Raw genomic sequence first — 15,928 nt, 5'->3', positions numbered from 1 at the left:
AGTTAAAACCAGTATAGCAAATGATTATGTCGCCCATGTTACAGCAGCATTAAGAATCATTTACAAGGAATGGCCGAGCCTATTACTTGCCGATAGCGTTCAGCTCTTCTTTTAGAGTTTCCACATAGCCTTGAGCAGCTTGAGCAGCAATACTGCCGTCTCCAGTTGCTGTCACGATTTGTCGAAGCTCTTTATCACGAATATCTCCAGCTGCGAAAACGCCAGGTACAGCTGTTTCCATACGTTCATTTGTATGAATATAGCCAAGATCATTTGTGATACCAAGAGATTGGAACGGTTCACTCAATGGTACCATTCCGACATAGATGAACACACCATCAGCAGATTTTTCATATTTTTCTCCAGTACGCTGATTCAAAAGCGTCACGCTGGATACTTTATTGTTTTCGCCATTGATTTCCTCAACAGTCGTATCCCAAATGAACTCAACTTTTTCATTTGCGATAGCACGCTGCTGCAGAATTGGCTGTGCGCGTAATTTGTCCCGGCGGTGTACGATTGTAACCTTTTCAGCGAAACGAGTCAGGTAGACACCTTCCTCGACAGCAGAGTCGCCTCCGCCGACTACGATCAATTCGCGGTTTTTGAAGAACGCACCATCACAAACGGCACAATAAGAAACACCACGTCCGCTCAACTCATCTTCACCAGGTACGCCAAGTTTTTTCCACTTCGCGCCTGTTGTAATGATAAGGGAACGTGTTTTATATTCTTTATTTCCTGCAATAACTGTTTTATATTCCTTGCCGTCCTTTACTTCCTTGATATCTCCGTAAGCATATTCTGCACCGAATTTCTTCGCATGCTCAAACATCTTATTGGAAAGATCAGGTCCCAGGATGGAATCATAACCAGGATAGTTCTCTACATCTTCCGTATTCGCCATCTGACCGCCCGGAATACCTCTTTCCAGCATTAGTGTATCAAGATTCGCACGTGAAGTGTAGACTGCTGCTGTCATACCAGCTGGTCCGGCACCTGCAATGATTACGTCATAAATTCTTTCTTCAGTCATGTAAATTAACCCCTTTCCTCTTTATCAGTCGTTTTATCTACTCGTTAGCATATAGGATTCTGTGCGTAACGTCCATCTTTCTGCCTATAGCTTTAAGAAAGCCAATAAAATTCTTCTTTTGTCAGATGGCTGAATCTACGGCTGCCTTCCTGCCATAGCTTTTCAGCATATGCTCCGTTGCCGGCCTTCTTCGCGGCCAGGCTGAACCACTTATAATAGGAAGCATGTCCTTTCACGCGTCTTTTATCCAGATGGAGGAAGCGTTCGACGGCGTCCTCGTAAAATCCTGTCATGGAGAAAGCACACGCGATACGCAGATGCTGTTCTTCATGAATCGGAAAAATATTGCGAAGCAGCCGCAGATGCTCATCTCTTTGGTCGAATTGATCCATTTCATGATAAAACATAGCAAGATTCACGTGTGTGTAAACAGAAACCTGCTCACTCAATAGATGCTCTTCTTCCATTCGTATTGCTTCCTTTTGATTACCGGAGAAGAACAGTGCTTTGGCATACTCATGTTTCGCCAGCATATGTTCCGGAAACATGCTCATCATTTCTTCCAGAATCGGCAAAGCAAACTGCCATTCTTCCCGCTCTAAATAATAAAAGGCCGACTCCTGGAACATGATGAGTTCATCTTCTTCCTCTGTTGTCCAGAGCTCATCATCCTCTTCCTCGGCTTCCACATAAGTCAATAGTTCCTCTGCCTGCTCCCGGAAGTCTCCCTCCGGATCCATTTCCAGGTACAAGTTTGCGTACTTTTCTGCATCGTGCATATATCCTAGCTTGGAATAATTATGGGAAAGCAAATAAAAGCATTCCGCGTAATCGTCCCCATGCTCTTTAATGATGTCATCCAATATATAGATCGCTTTATGGAACGATCCCATTTCCGTAAAAATAACCGACTTCTGGCAGTGGTAAATCACTTCCGTCGGTTCCATTTCGATCGCTTTATTAAGCCATTTCATAGCTTTGTCCAGCTTACCGTTCCGATAGGCTTCTACGCCTTTTGTATAATAGAAATCACCTTCTGGAATGAAGGGGATGATATTTGACGGTCGTGCCTGCTGCTCTGCTGGTTCCAGCGTTTGCATGTGTTTCCTCCTACTGCTTTTAGATATCCCAAGAAGTATACCATATTTCCACATCTGCTCCTACACTTCAAGAAAAAAAGACTGCTCCCCCTAAGGGAAACAGCCTATTCTCGAAGAGAAAGCTTACACAGTTTGCAAGTCGTCTTCTTTAACCGGCACAACTGCCTCTTTCGCCAATACTTCTAGCTCACGCGTATACTCAGCTTTTTGTTCTGCAGAGTAGCCCAATGTTTCAGCCATGTAATCGATAACCGCATCTTTGTTTGTGTGAACAAAGTTGATGTTGAATAGCAATGCACCTGTACGTCGAACGAAGAAATCGACAGGTTTGAATGCAAGCTCTTCTTCAATTGCATAACGCAGCTGAGCGAATACAAGCGGATCGATGTTGGCAGCTTTTGCTTCATCTTTCAGCGTTTCAAAGCGTTCGAAGACTTTATCAACGTTCGCTCCGTAACGGCTCACCATCTTAAGTGCATCCTCAGAAGAAAGACCAATTGCTTTTCCTTCATCCACTTTGCGTTCCTTGAAGCGCTCGAAGCCTTTGGATCCGCCAACTTCCCCGCCAGAGATCGGAAGGTTCTTCGTATCCGCTTGGGAGTATAGGATGCCTTCTTCTTTCTTGAACTGGTCAGCAACAAGATCCACTGCTTCGATTGCCATTTTACGGTAGCCAGTAAGCTTACCGCCGGCCATGGAAATCAGACCGCTGTCAGAAACGAAAATTTCATCTTTACGGGAAATCTCACCAGGTTTTTTGCCCTCTTCCTGGATAAGCGGACGAAGACCTGCCCAGCTGGATTCTACATCGTCTTTCGTAATTTCCACTGTTGGGAACATGTAGTTGATGGAATCGATGATATAGTCACGATCTTCAACAGTCATAACCGGGTGCTTGATGTCACCTTTATATGTTGTATCTGTCGTACCAACATAAGTTTTGCCTTCACGCGGAATGGCGAATACCATCCGGCCATCCGGAGTATCGAAGTATACTGCTTGGCGCAATGGGAAACGTTCGCCATCGAATACCAAGTGCACACCTTTTGTAAGGTGAAGTGTTTTACCTTTTTTAGAACCGTCTTTTTCACGAAGTGTATCTACCCAAGGACCGCCGGCATTTACAATTTTCTTCGCGAAGATTCGGTGCTTTTCACCAGTTGTAAGGTCTTCTGCTACAACGCCAGTCACTTTGCCGCCGGCATCATAGATGAATTCGATTACTTTTGTATAGTTGATTGCATGAACGCCTTTTTCCACAGCCTTCTTCAATACCTCAAGAGTCAAACGTGCGTCGTCTGTTTTATATTCCACATAACGACCGCCGCCCAGCAAACCTTCAGATTTCACCAGTGGTTCTCTGTCCAATACTTCATCACGTTTCAGCATTGTACGGCGCTCTGCTCTTTTAACACCTGCAAGGTAGTCATAGACGCGCAAGCCGATGTTTGTTGTAAACGGACCGAATGTTCCGCCTTTGTGGAAAGGAAGCAGCATCCATTCTGGTGTTGTTACGTGAGGACCGTTTTCATATACGATTTCACGTTCTTTACCAACTTCCGCAACCATTTTTACTTCAAATTGTTTCAAGTAACGCAAGCCACCGTGAACCAATTTAGTTGAACGGGAAGAAGTACCCGCTGCGAAGTCCTGCATTTCAACAAGACCTACGTTCATTCCGCGCATTCTTGCATCAAGAGAGATACCAGAACCAGTGATTCCCCCACCGATTACAAGTACGTCTAGAGGTTTATCAGTTAAATTTGCATAAATTTCATTACGTTTTTTACTAGAGAAAACAGTCATGCATGAACACTCCTTTTTAGATTCAGCGCTCCCATTATTTCTATACCCCAATAGTGTAGAAGTCATGTATAGAAAGCAGAAAGAGACCACAAATAATCCATACAATGTATAGATATTCGCGGTCTCTCCAATGTCTCGGGCCGAATCATTAACTTGTGACTTCAGTATAACATGCTCAGCCCGATTTGAAAAGTTATATTACTTGAAAGTACGTGTCGCTTCCACAGCTTTTTTCCAGCCTGCGTAGAGCTGATCTTTTTCTTCTTTGGAGCGATTCGGTTTGAACGTGCGATCGATCTGCCATTTGTTAGCGATCGCTTCGCGGCTTTCCCAATAGCCGACTGCCAAACCAGCCAAGTAGGCAGCACCTAAGGCTGTTGTTTCCTGAATGACTGGACGTTCTACATCTACATCAAGCATATCGCTTTGGAACTGCATAAGGAAATCGTTTTTCACGACACCGCCATCAACGCGAAGCTGCTTCACATCGATACCGGAATCCTCGATCATCGCGTCAACGACATCTTTGGACTGGAAAGCAAGGGATTCCAAAGTTGCACGCGTGATATGAGCACCAGTTGTGCCGCGCGTGATACCAAACATTGCTCCACGAGCATCACTATCCCAATATGGTGTGCCAAGACCTACGAATGCAGGAACGACATAAACACCGCCATTATCGGCAACACTTGTAGCTAGACGCTCACTGTCCGGAGAGGATTCGATGATCTTCAAGCCATCACGAAGCCACTGCACTGCAGAACCAGCTACAAAGATACTTCCTTCTAGCGCGTATTCTACTTTCCCATCAAGGCCCCAAGCAATTGTCGTCAGCAAGCCATGATCGGATTTTACAGCTTCCTCACCTGTATGCATGAGGACGAAGCAGCCTGTACCGTAAGTATTCTTCACCATACCCGGCTCGTAGCAAGCTTGACCGAATAGCGCAGCGTGCTGGTCACCAGCGATACCAGAGATCGGTACCTCTTCACCGAAGAAGTGATAATCGATTGTGTTGGCATACACTTCTGAGGAAGGTTTTACTTCCGGAAGCATTGATTTCGGTACATCAAGGATTTCCAACAGCTCATCATCCCACTTCAATTCGTGGATGTTGTACATCAATGTACGGGCTGCATTGGAATAATCCGTAACATGCGTTTTACCGCCAGACAGCTTGTAAACCAGCCATGTATCGATTGTACCGAATAGCAAGTCGCCGTTCTCAGCTTTTTCACGTGCGCCTTCCACATTATCCAGGATCCATTTCACTTTTGTTCCAGAGAAGTAAGCATCCAATAATAAACCTGTTTTCTCACGGAATAAATCATTATGGCCTTTTTCAATCAATTCATTCACGATGTCAGCTGTCTGACGGGATTGCCAAACAATCGCTTTATGGATCGGACGACCAGTATTTTTATCCCATACGACTGTTGTTTCACGCTGGTTCGTAATACCGATACCCGCAACCTGTTTCGCATCGATATCCGCTTTGCGAAGTACTTCTGCCATACATGCAGAAATGGAAGTCCAAATTTCATTCGCGTCATGCTCTACCCAGCCGGATTGCGGGAAGAACTGTTCGAACTCCATTTGTGCTGTTTCCACAATGTCGCCATTATGGTTGAACAGAATTGCGCGTGAGCTTGTTGTACCTTGGTCAAGTGCCATGATAAATTTTTCCATTATTTAATCCCCCTTGTTTTCACACCATTATTCGCTGCTGCTTCTGCGTTAGCTTTCGCTAGTTCCCCTCGGACTGCAACGATGATGATAACTAAAATGACAGCAGATAAAATCCAGAAACCTACTTGCAAGTCTTCCTTGAAAAATCCGTTATAGAAATATGCACCATATGCGCCGCCAAGCAGCGGACCTGCAACTGGAACCCACGCATACTTCCAGTTAGAAGAACCTTTGCCTGGTATCGGCAGCAATGCATGAGCGATACGCGGACCTAAGTCACGGGCTGGGTTGATAGCATATCCAGTTGGACCGCCAAGTGCCATCCCGATTACAACTACGAGCAAACCTACTAATAATGGATTGAATCCCTCTGCTAAAGAGTTGCCTCCAATGAATAGAATACCAAGCATTAGGATGAATGTGCCAATGATTTCTGTCAGCATGTTTGAAACAGGACTATCAATTGCAGGATCTGTTGAGAAAACAGATAGTTTTGCCATCGGATCGGACGTTTTCGCCCAGTGCGGCAAATAAACCAAGAATACGAGTACGGCACCTAAGAACGCCCCAAGCATTTCACCTGCGAGGTATGTTGGTACTTGACCCCAAGTGATATCTCCATTGATTGCCAAACCAAGTGTCACAGCCGGATTCAAGTGAGCTCCCGAGAAGCCGCCTACTGCATAGGCACCCATTGCTACTGCAAGACCCCAAGCGATTGTGATTGTGATCCAGCCTGTGCCTTCCCCTTTTGACTTACTCAAGTTGCTTACTGCTACTACTCCTCCCCCGAAGAGTATAAGAACCATTGTGCCGATTGTTTCGGCTGCGAAGATACTCATTGCGATTTTCCCCTTTGTTGATAGATTTTTTTGGAGAGCGCTTTCATTAAGCGTCCAAAATAACTGCACCTCAGAAGAATCATAGAAAATTGCTAAGATCATCCTAAAAATATTACAAGGAAGCGCTGTCTTTTGGATAAGAAAAATCCATCACCTAATATAACATAGTATGCCCCTTGGCGTGTACTAAAAAGGTAATGGATTCTCCGTATCTCCGATCATTAATATTAACTTATAGGTAGACTTTACACCTATTTGAAAGCGGTGTCAACAACTTACCACAAACTTTTTTTAGAAGTTGAAACCGCTGTCGCGCCTGCTTCCAATGCTGCATCCACATCTTCACGGGTCCGAATGAGCCCTCCAGCAATGACCGGGATGCCCACTTGGTCGGATACTTCTTTTATCATATGAGGAATTAACCCCGGCAACACTTCGATATAATCCGGCTGCGTCTTCTTGATCAAAGAAAGATTGTGATCCAATGCATGACCGTCAATCAGAAATAATCGCTGCACTGCAGTTATCTTATATTTTTTAGCTGCGTTGATGACATTGGTCCTTGTCGATATGACACCATCGGGTTTCAATCGCTGACAAACAAAGTCCATCCCTGCGTCATCTGTTTTCAATCCCTGTATCAAATCAACATGCAAAAACACTTTCTTACCCGCCTTTTTCGCATATTTGATTTGGGAAGGAAGCTGTGCGATCCTTGTTTCAAGCAGGACCATCATCTGCATATCTTCCCGCTGAAGCAATTCGTCAAAGTCTCTTTCATTACGGGCTGCAGGCAAAATACGCTGTCCTAAATCCATTCTATTCCTCCTTATAAAACAAGCAGACACACTAGGTTGTCTGCTTGTTCTGTCTTTCTTCTGCTGTATGAATCACTTGCATAGGATTGCCGCCGACCATGGCTCCCGGAGGTACATCCCGATGGACAAGGGTGGCAGCGGAGACAACCGCTCCATCTCCTATTGTGATGCCCGGAAGTATCGTCGTATTGGCTCCTACCATCACATTATCACCGATGACAACGTTGCCCAGCCGGTATTCTGCCGTCAAATACTCATGCGCCAGGATCGTTGTGTTATAGCCGATAATTGTATTCTTTCCAATCGTGATCCGCTCCGGAAAAAGAAAATCGGGCACGACCATGAGAGCAAGTGCTGTTTCATTGCCTATTTTCATCCCTAGAAATGTCCTATACAGCCAATTTTTCATGCTAAGAAAAGGTGTATAACGGCCAATCTGGATAACGATGAAATTTTTTACCACTTTCCAAAAAGAAACGGTCTTGTACATCTGCCAAAGGGAGTTTGTACCTTTAACGGGATAGCTTTCCGTTTTCCGCATGTGCTTCTCCCTTTACGATATCGAGTAAATCACGAATATCCTCAAGCATATAATCCGGTTTATAATCCAGCAAGGACTGCTTGCCTTTGATTGACCAAGCTACGCCTGCCGTTTTCGTGCCGGCATTCTTACCAGACTCGATGTCATGGTAATTATCTCCGATCATGATAGCTTCTCCAGGCAAGCTCCCGAGTGCATCAAGACCCTTCAAAACTGGTTCTGGATGAGGCTTTGCTTGCTTGATATCATCATACCCGATTACCACATCAAACAATCCGCCAAGTCCGCATACACGAAGACCTCGCTCCGCTGTATCGCGCATCTTCGTCGTAACGATACCCAGCTTGAAGCCTGCCTGCTTGAGCTGCTGCAATGTTTCGGCTACATACGGATAAGCCTCAACATATGCATCATGATGTTTTAGGTTGTGCTCCCGGTATGCCGCAATCATGTCTTCCGCTTTTACAGGATCGATATTTTCAAACACATCCTTCAACGGAGGGCCGATGAACGGAAGCAGTTCTTCCCGCTCATACGTCCGCCCCATATACTGCTCAAGGGTAGCCGTGTAGGAAGCTAGAATCAGACTATTGGAGTCTATCAGTGTTCCATCAAGGTCAAACAACAATGTCGTGACTGTCATTTTGCACCCGCCTTTCTATTTCTTGTCTTTGTAACGTGGTGTTTTCGCACCAGGACGACGGCGGATAATGACGATGATAATCGCTATTACAATAGACGCGATTGAAACGATCTGCGCTGCACGCAATCCCTCTGCTACAAGACTATCCGTCCGCATCCCTTCGATAAAGTAACGTCCAAGACTATACCAAGCGAGGTAGAACAAGAACATCTCCCCGCGTTTCAGATTCACTCTGCGCAGGACGAGTAAAATAACGAATCCAAGTATATTCCACAATGATTCGTAAAGGAATGTCGGATGATACAGAACACCATCAATACACATTTGATTATTGATGAAGTCCGGGAGATATTGAATGTAGTTCTGATATGCTTCTGCTGAAACAGGTCCGCCATGTGCTTCCTGATTCATAAAGTTTCCCCAGCGCCCGATTGCCTGTCCAAGGATCAAACTTGGCGCCGCAATATCCGCCAGCTTCCAGAAGGAAATCTTTTTCACACGGCAGAAAATGAGTGCCGTGATGATGGAACCAATCAAGGCACCATGGATGGCGATTCCGCCTTCCCATATAGCAAACACTTTCCAAAATGGACCATCCGCATAGCTTTCCCATTCAAATACGACGTAATAGATCCGTGCAGAAATGATTGCTGCCGGGATAGCGAATACAAGGAAATCGACGAATGTATCTTTATGTAATCCGCGCTTTCTGGATTCACGGATAGCCAGCCATAGTCCCAGCGCGGCACCAGCTGCGATAATGACGCCATACCAATAAATCGACACCGAACCGAGCTGCAGAAATACCCGGTTCAGCGGTTGTACTTCACACATTTCCATCCGTCATGTCTCCCTCATTATCTTTTCCTGTTTCAATCATTTTGGTAAGACGCTGTGAGAATTCTTCCGCGGCATTCACACCCATGCGCTTCAAACGGAAGTTCATTGCAGCCACTTCGATGATAACAGCCAAGTTACGTCCAGGACGAACTGGAACTGTCATCTTCGGTACGTTTACGTCCATGATTTTCATCGTGTCTTCATCAAGACCGACTCGGTCATATTGTTTCGATTGATCCCAAGTCTCCAGGTTGATGACGATGGAAATTTTCTTGTGGCTGCGCACAGCACCTGCGCCAAACAGCGTCATCACATTGATGATGCCCAAGCCCCGAATTTCCAGTAGATGTTCGATTAAAGAAGGCGAATTCCCGATAAGGGTATCGTAATCCTCCTGCCGGATTTCAACACTGTCATCCGCAACAAGGCGGTGTCCGCGCTTGACGAGCTCCAGTGCAGTTTCACTTTTACCAACACCGCTTTGTCCAGTGATCAGAATTCCGATACCGTAAATATCCACCAATACCCCATGGACCGCGGTGAATGGAGCGAATTTCGCTTCCAGGAAGTTCGTGATCCGGCTGATGACACGCGTCGTCTTATGTGGTGAACGTAAGATCGGTACACCAGCAGCTTCTGCCGCTTCCTTCATCTCCGGCGGCACTTCCTGCCCCCTTGTGATGATCAAACCTGGCGTAACGTCTGAGCATATCTTTTCGAAACGCTCCCGCTTTTGCTCGCTCGTCAGTTCCTCCAGGAAAGAAAGCTCCGTCTTCCCGAAAAGCTGCAAACGGTCTTTCGGATAATATTTAAAATAACCAGTCAACTCTATACCAGGACGGGAAATATCACTCATGAAAATCTCGCGCTCTACGCCTGTATCCCCTGTCAGCAATTCCAGATTGAAACGATCCAATAAATCTTGAATGACCACTTTTGCCATAAGAACCCTCCATCCTAACAATTCTTGTTTATTCTAGCATACTTCCAGAAAAGATAGATACCTGTGCACAAAAAAGCCCTGCAGCGATATACTGCAGAGCTTCTTCAACTCGTGATCCGATCACGGATGAGCCAATTCAAGATAAGATTCAGCAAAGCAAGAATGATTGCTGCGATAATCGCTGTACCAAATCCATCAATTATGAAATTTTCTCCAATCAGACCTTGCGTGATCATCAAGGTGACTGCATTGATGACAAAGAGAAACAATCCGAATGTCAAAGCTGTCAATGGCAGTGTCAATACAATCAGCACCGGACGGACTAAGAGATTCAGAACCGACAAAATGAAGCTTGCCAGGATGGCAGTCCCGAATCCTTCCAGGTAAAAGGAATCGAAAAAGCGGCTGACAATCATTAAGGACACGCTGTTCAGCAATAGTGTCAAAATCCATCTAAGCATACACTGTTACCATGTTAAGGAAGCACCCAGACAGAACCTGTCTTCGTGTTTGCTTCCAAATGCAGCTTTTCAGCCGCGGCTGGATGTGTCTCGAATTTGAGAGCCTTTTTTACGACTTCCTTCGATTCGTCAATGACAATATACTCATCCAGATCACAATGCAGCGAGCCGATATTTGTCGTGATCCGCCCATTCAGCGGAATTGCCGCCAAGGATTTCAAGCGGATACTGCCGTTGGCCGCCTTGAAAAAGGCACTGTCCGGATCTTCATTATGCCACTCGCAATGGATGCTTCCATTGAACGTTTGCGCATCAAGCTTGCGGAAGCTTCCCTCCAGCCGGAGCGAGCCATTGACGGACTCACACAGAAGATCCTGCGCAGTCACATGCTTCAGTTTGATACTGCCATTTGAGGTTTCAGCGCTGACGATAGACCCGCCGCCTCCTTGGAGATCAATGCTTCCATTTGTCGTTTTGCAATATATATTCGTGCTGCTCACGGAATCCGTACGAATTGTGCCATTGAAGGTTTTCACGATACATTCTTCATACACCGCTTCCGGAACGTACAGTGTGATTTCAGGTTTGATCCGCTTATCTTGCAGGGAAAACTGCAGTTTGCCGTCTGCGATGGCGAAATAAGCTTTATCAGTGAACCGCCTTCTCGCAGCTTGCTCATCTTCTTCCTGATAAACCTTGGCTTTCGTCTCCAGCCGTGCCAAAGTCTCATTCCAGCTCTTGACCGTAATGGAGCCATTATAGATTTTCAGCTCCAATTTCGAGAATGTCTCATCAGCCTGGAAAATATACTCCACAGTATAATGATCACCGAAATTCAAATCAAGATCGGCATTTTTGATTTTACTGAAGGCCTGTTGCACATATTGCAGCACTTTCGGCCCGACGTTCTTTTTCTTGACTGTCTTGCCGTCAGTACGCTGTGTTTTAGATTCTTCCCCTGCTGTAACAAGCTCTTGGACTACCAGTTCCTTCTCTTCGTTGTTATCCTGCTCCTGCACAGCACCGAAGGCCCGCTCATCGAGAGCCGCAAGCTGCAGCTCAGCTTTTTCGGCGGTGAGCTTGCCTTCTTCCAGCTGCTTCAGGATTCTCTTTCTCTCTGTTCTCATACATAGCCTCCTTTTCACATATACGGATTATATGTTTTCGAAGTTCCAAGTATAGAATGTTTCTTCTTTGAAATGTTCCAATGCGATGGCTTCCATGTTCTCTTCTGTGAGTTCTGCTCCAGTGACATTTCCAAGCACGCCTTGCGCTTGGGATGTATGGCATAGAATTGTCTTCACTTTCGTTTTAACAAAAGGACGGATATCCTGTACGACATCAGGTTTACCTAAGATCTCCTGGTAGCCGCGCATGAACGCCTGCGCCCAGACTGTCGGACGAGTACTTTCCTCCATCCGTGACACAGCATCGATCGCTGCTGCACCAAGTGCATTGTGATCCGGATGGACTGCATATTCCGGATAATGCGTGATGACAAGTGTTGGTTTGATCGTCTCAAGCAATTCTTTCAAATGGTCACTGACTTTCGAAAGATCCTCGAATTCCAATACTTTATCCCGATATCCGAGCATCTGCAGCTCAACATCCATCACTTTACAAGCATCCTGCAATTCTTTCTTCCGAATTTCAGGTAATGATTCACGAGTCGCAAAAGTCGGATTACCCATATTGCGTCCCATCTCTCCCAATGTACCGCACAAATATGTGACCGGCACGCCTTCCTGTCTGAACTTGGCAATTGTACCAGCAGCTCCGAAAGCTTCATCATCCGGATGCGGGAAGATAACTACTACGTGTTTTTCCATGATTATTGCTCCTCCTTAGAACGCTGTCTCGCTTATTTCCAATGAAACCATCAATCGGCCTTCCCGATCATGACCAGCCATGAGCAGACGATTCTTGTCATCCAATTCCCACGCATTCAGTCCTTCGGCGTAAACCCAGCCATTCTCTGTTTTCAATCCAACGCGATAGGCCGTTCCAGCACCTTTTATCTTGCCATGCTCATACGTCATCTGTGCATTCCGGATAAAAGCACCAACATTGTACGCTTTTTCGTTTACATGATTAGCATATGCACCATTTGTCGTTTCCAGATGTATAAACACTTTTTTTCCAGCAAATGTATCTATTTGTTCTTGCACTTCATTCAAATCAATCGGCTTCACCGTAAGTCGCTCCTTCCAAAGCTATATCTAAACAAATATTTTACTACAAATTCCGCTGCAATGCTCACTCTGACGTCTTTCAGTGATCAGCATATGTAAAAAGATACAGCGGGCGTTAGCCCCGCTGCATCCTCTTAGCGTTCCGCAACCTGTGTTGCGTATTCTATTTGACTGGTTGTACGTTCCCGATCACGCTCAAGAATCGGCTTCAAATACTTGCCAGTGTAAGAAGCAGGCACCTCTGCCACTTCTTCCGGTGTACCTGTTGCTACAATCTCCCCGCCTCGGTCTCCGCCCTCGGGACCTAGATCGATAAGATAGTCAGCTGTTTTGATAACATCGAGGTTATGTTCAATCACAAGGACTGTATCGCCATTTTCCACAATGCGCTCCAGCACTTTCAGCAATCGTGAAATATCATCCACATGCAAGCCTGTTGTCGGTTCATCCAAGATGTAGAATGTCTTACCGTTACTACGTTTATGCAGTTCACTGGCAAGCTTCACACGCTGCGCCTCACCGCCGGACAATGTCGTCGCAGGCTGGCCAAGTTTCACATAGCCCAGACCCACATCGGAAATCGTCTGCAGTTTACGCTTGATTTTCGGGATATTGGCAAAGAACTCCAAGCCCTCTTCAATCGTCATATCCAACACATCTGCAATACTTTTACCTTTATATTTAATCTCCAACGTTTCCCGGTTGTATCGTTTACCATGACAGACTTCACATGGCACGTAAACATCCGGAAGGAAATGCATTTCAATCTTGATGATGCCGTCTCCGCGGCAAGCTTCACAGCGTCCGCCTTTTACGTTAAAGCTGAAGCGGCCTTTTTTATAACCGCGAACCTTTGCGGCATTCGTGCTGGCATATACATCACGGATATCATCAAAAGCACCTGTATACGTAGCTGGGTTGGAACGAGGAGTACGTCCGATTGGAGACTGGTCAATGTCGATGACTTTGTCCAGATGCTCCAAGCCTTTGATTTCTTTATGTTTACCAGGCTTTATTTTGCTCCGGTTAAGCTTCTGCGCAAGCGTCTTGTGCAAGATTTCATTAACAAATGTACTTTTCCCTGATCCAGATACACCTGTAACTGCAGTGAAAAGACCAAGCGGAATCTGTGCTGATGCTTTCTTCAAGTTATTTTCTTCCGCCCCGATGATCTCGATGGAACGCTCCATATCCGGACTGCGGCGTTCGAATGGCAGCGGAATGAATTTCTTTCCGGATAAATATTGCCCAGTTAGGGATTTTTTATCTTTCATCACTTTTGCAGGTGTACCCTGACTCGTGATTTGCCCTCCGTGCTCACCGGCACCAGGTCCGACATCGATAAGCCAATCCGCTTCCATCATTGTATCTTCATCATGCTCTACCACGACAAGTGTATTGCCGAGGTCGCGCATCCGCTTCATCGTCTCGATCAGCCTGTCGTTATCACGCTGATGCAGCCCGATCGATGGCTCATCCAGTACATACAAGACACCTGTTAAAGCCGATCCAATCTGTGTAGCCAGACGAATACGCTGCGCTTCACCGCCAGACAATGTTCCTGCCGAACGGGAAAGCGTCAAGTAATCCAAGCCGACATTATTCAGGAAAGTGACCCTGTCGATTATCTCTTTGGTAATCATGAAGGCAATTTGTCTTTCCTTCTCGTTCAGTTCAAGATCTTCCATGAAATGCTTCACTTCAAGTACACTTTTGGCAGTCACATTACTGATGTGATGGCCATTGACAAGAACCGCAAGAGATTCCTCACGCAGACGATGACCTTTGCATTTCGGACAAGGTCGGTTGTTCATATATTTTTCCATCTGTTCGCGAATGAAATCAGATGTTGTTTCCCGGTACCGTCGTGCGATATTGGTCAGCACACCTTCAAACTCGATATTGCTTTCCCTGACTCGGCCGAAATCATTTTCATAGCGGAAGAAAATCTTATCCTTTTTCTTACCATTCATCAGGATATCAAGCTGTCCCTCCGGAAGTTCGTTCACCGGTACATCCATATCAATACCAAAATGGCTGCAGGCAGCTTCCAAAAGCTTCGGATAGTACTGGGAACTGGTAGGTTCCCATGCAGCAATGGCACCTTCACGGAGTGTCAAATCCTTATTAGGGATAACAAGATCCGGATCGACCTCCAATTTTGTACCAAGTCCATCACAAGTTGGGCAAGCACCAAATGGATTGTTGAAAGAAAACATGCGCGGCTCCAGTTCCCCAATGGAGAATCCGCAAATCGGACAAGCATGATGCTCACTGAAAAGCAATTCCTCGACGCCCATCACGTCCACGATGACTCGGCCATCGCCAAGCGTAAGAGCGGTTTCCAAGGAATCCGTCAAACGGCCAGTAACGCCTTCTTTGATGACAATACGGTCGACAACAACTTCAATGGAATGTTTCTTTGTTTTCTCCAGCTTGATGTCATCACTGATTTCCATCATTTCGCCATCAACACGAAGACGGATATAGCCTTCCGCTTTCAGCTTTTCGAGCACTTTGACATGCTCGCCTTTTTTACCTGAAACCACAGGTGCAAGAACCTGTAAGCGGGAACGTTCCGGGAATTCCAAAATACGATCAGCCATTTGTTCCACTGTTTGGGAGCTGATTTCTATGCCATGCCGCGGACAAGTCGGACGTCCGACCCTTGCATACAAAAGACGCAGGTAATCATAGATTTCCGTAACGGTTCCAACAGTGGAACGCGGGTTCTTGCTTGTAGTTTTCTGATCGATACTGATAGCCGGCGACAAGCCTTCGATGGAATCCACATCGGGCTTGTCCATCTGGCCAAGGAACTGGCGGGCATATGCGGATAAAGATTCCACATACCGCCGCTGTCCTTCCGCATAGATGGTATCAAAAGCAAGCGAGGATTTCCCTGATCCAGACAGTCCAGTCAACACGACTAGACTATCCTTTGGTATATCGACATCGATATTTTTTAAGTTATTGGCGCGGGCGCCTCTGACTGAAATATTTTTCTTCGCCACTTT

15 protein-coding genes are annotated in these 15,928 nt (G+C 45.9%); all 15 read right to left on the bottom strand.

The features are described from left to right. Positions 1–82 precede the first annotated feature (82 nt). Entirely contained in the window at positions 83–1,036 is a 954-nt protein-coding gene (gene trxB / locus SFC25_RS11950; RefSeq protein ID WP_411215499.1) for a thioredoxin-disulfide reductase, read from the bottom strand. A 92-nt stretch (positions 1,037–1,128) separates the two neighbouring features. Next, positions 1,129–2,136, bottom strand: coding sequence for a tetratricopeptide repeat protein (locus tag SFC25_RS11945; RefSeq protein ID WP_411215498.1), 1,008 nt, complete (start codon positions 2,134–2,136; stop codon positions 1,129–1,131). Positions 2,137–2,259: 123 nt separating this feature from the next. Continuing rightward, complete coding sequence (locus tag SFC25_RS11940) at positions 2,260–3,942, bottom strand: glycerol-3-phosphate dehydrogenase/oxidase (RefSeq protein ID WP_411215497.1); 1,683 nt, start codon at positions 3,940–3,942, stop codon at positions 2,260–2,262. Positions 3,943–4,140: 198 nt separating this feature from the next. Then, positions 4,141–5,631 carry a glycerol kinase GlpK gene (glpK, locus tag SFC25_RS11935; RefSeq protein WP_411215496.1) on the bottom strand — a complete coding sequence of 497 codons (1,491 nt, stop codon included), beginning with the start codon at positions 5,629–5,631 and terminating at the stop codon, positions 4,141–4,143. Next, positions 5,631–6,473 (bottom strand): MIP/aquaporin family protein, encoded by an 843-nt coding sequence (locus SFC25_RS11930; RefSeq protein WP_411215495.1) that lies wholly within the window; start codon positions 6,471–6,473, stop codon positions 5,631–5,633. Before SFC25_RS11930 ends, glpK begins: the two co-directional genes overlap by 1 nt. A 275-nt stretch (positions 6,474–6,748) precedes the next feature. Then, entirely contained in the window at positions 6,749–7,291 is a 543-nt protein-coding gene (locus SFC25_RS11925; protein WP_411215494.1) for a glycerol-3-phosphate responsive antiterminator, read from the bottom strand. A gap of 31 nt (positions 7,292–7,322) precedes the next feature. Then, entirely contained in the window at positions 7,323–7,832 is a 510-nt protein-coding gene (locus SFC25_RS11920; protein WP_411215493.1) for an acyltransferase, read from the bottom strand. Then, entirely contained in the window at positions 7,804–8,475 is a 672-nt protein-coding gene (ppaX, locus tag SFC25_RS11915; protein ID WP_411215492.1) for a pyrophosphatase PpaX, read from the bottom strand. Before ppaX ends, SFC25_RS11920 begins: the two co-directional genes overlap by 29 nt. Before the next feature lie 15 nt (positions 8,476–8,490). After that, complete coding sequence (gene lgt / locus SFC25_RS11910) at positions 8,491–9,315, bottom strand: prolipoprotein diacylglyceryl transferase (protein ID WP_411215491.1); 825 nt, start codon at positions 9,313–9,315, stop codon at positions 8,491–8,493. Beyond that, positions 9,302–10,258, bottom strand: coding sequence for an HPr(Ser) kinase/phosphatase (gene hprK / locus SFC25_RS11905; RefSeq protein WP_411215490.1), 957 nt, complete (start codon positions 10,256–10,258; stop codon positions 9,302–9,304). Before hprK ends, lgt begins: the two co-directional genes overlap by 14 nt. 104 nt (positions 10,259–10,362) lie before the next feature. Continuing rightward, a complete protein-coding gene (locus tag SFC25_RS11900; protein WP_411215489.1) occupies positions 10,363–10,719 on the bottom strand; it encodes a phage holin family protein in 357 nt (118 codons plus the stop codon). 14 nt (positions 10,720–10,733) lie between these two features. Next, positions 10,734–11,846: a DUF4097 family beta strand repeat-containing protein gene (locus SFC25_RS11895; RefSeq protein WP_411215488.1), complete on the bottom strand. Its 1,113-nt coding sequence runs from the start codon at positions 11,844–11,846 to the stop codon at positions 10,734–10,736. A gap of 27 nt (positions 11,847–11,873) precedes the next feature. Further along, positions 11,874–12,548 carry a bacillithiol biosynthesis deacetylase BshB2 gene (gene bshB2, locus SFC25_RS11890; protein WP_411215487.1) on the bottom strand — a complete coding sequence of 225 codons (675 nt, stop codon included), beginning with the start codon at positions 12,546–12,548 and terminating at the stop codon, positions 11,874–11,876. A gap of 15 nt (positions 12,549–12,563) precedes the next feature. After that, positions 12,564–12,911: a YojF family protein gene (locus SFC25_RS11885; protein WP_411215486.1), complete on the bottom strand. Its 348-nt coding sequence runs from the start codon at positions 12,909–12,911 to the stop codon at positions 12,564–12,566. 134 nt (positions 12,912–13,045) lie between these two features. Beyond that, a complete protein-coding gene (gene uvrA / locus SFC25_RS11880; RefSeq protein WP_411215485.1) occupies positions 13,046–15,925 on the bottom strand; it encodes an excinuclease ABC subunit UvrA in 2,880 nt (959 codons plus the stop codon). Positions 15,926–15,928 lie beyond the last annotated feature (3 nt).

The sequence above is a fragment of the Terribacillus saccharophilus genome (assembly GCF_046592595.1).
In the GTDB taxonomy this organism is placed as follows: domain Bacteria; phylum Bacillota; class Bacilli; order Bacillales; family Amphibacillaceae; genus Terribacillus; species Terribacillus saccharophilus_C.
Note: the sequence above shows the minus strand (reverse complement) of the source record. Positions and strands in the feature narration are given on the sequence as shown.

What these genes read in the sequence shown, in the direction of transcription:
- SFC25_RS11920 (WP_411215493.1), bottom strand. Translation starts at nt 7,832, where the DNA reads ATGCGGAAAACGGAAAGCTATCCCGTTAAAGGTACAAACTCCCTTTGG.
- SFC25_RS11945 (WP_411215498.1), bottom strand. Translation starts at nt 2,136, where the DNA reads ATGCAAACGCTGGAACCAGCAGAGCAGCAGGCACGACCGTCAAATATC.
- lgt (WP_411215491.1), bottom strand. Translation starts at nt 9,315, where the DNA reads ATGGAAATGTGTGAAGTACAACCGCTGAACCGGGTATTTCTGCAGCTC.
- bshB2 (WP_411215487.1), bottom strand. Translation starts at nt 12,548, where the DNA reads ATGGAAAAACACGTAGTAGTTATCTTCCCGCATCCGGATGATGAAGCT.
- SFC25_RS11940 (WP_411215497.1), bottom strand. Translation starts at nt 3,942, where the DNA reads ATGACTGTTTTCTCTAGTAAAAAACGTAATGAAATTTATGCAAATTTA.
- glpK (WP_411215496.1), bottom strand. Translation starts at nt 5,631, where the DNA reads ATGGAAAAATTTATCATGGCACTTGACCAAGGTACAACAAGCTCACGC.
- trxB (WP_411215499.1), bottom strand. Translation starts at nt 1,036, where the DNA reads ATGACTGAAGAAAGAATTTATGACGTAATCATTGCAGGTGCCGGACCA.
- hprK (WP_411215490.1), bottom strand. Translation starts at nt 10,258, where the DNA reads ATGGCAAAAGTGGTCATTCAAGATTTATTGGATCGTTTCAATCTGGAA.
- ppaX (WP_411215492.1), bottom strand. Translation starts at nt 8,475, where the DNA reads ATGACAGTCACGACATTGTTGTTTGACCTTGATGGAACACTGATAGAC.
- SFC25_RS11900 (WP_411215489.1), bottom strand. Translation starts at nt 10,719, where the DNA reads ATGCTTAGATGGATTTTGACACTATTGCTGAACAGCGTGTCCTTAATG.
- SFC25_RS11930 (WP_411215495.1), bottom strand. Translation starts at nt 6,473, where the DNA reads ATGAGTATCTTCGCAGCCGAAACAATCGGCACAATGGTTCTTATACTC.
- SFC25_RS11895 (WP_411215488.1), bottom strand. Translation starts at nt 11,846, where the DNA reads ATGAGAACAGAGAGAAAGAGAATCCTGAAGCAGCTGGAAGAAGGCAAG.
- SFC25_RS11925 (WP_411215494.1), bottom strand. Translation starts at nt 7,291, where the DNA reads ATGGATTTAGGACAGCGTATTTTGCCTGCAGCCCGTAATGAAAGAGAC.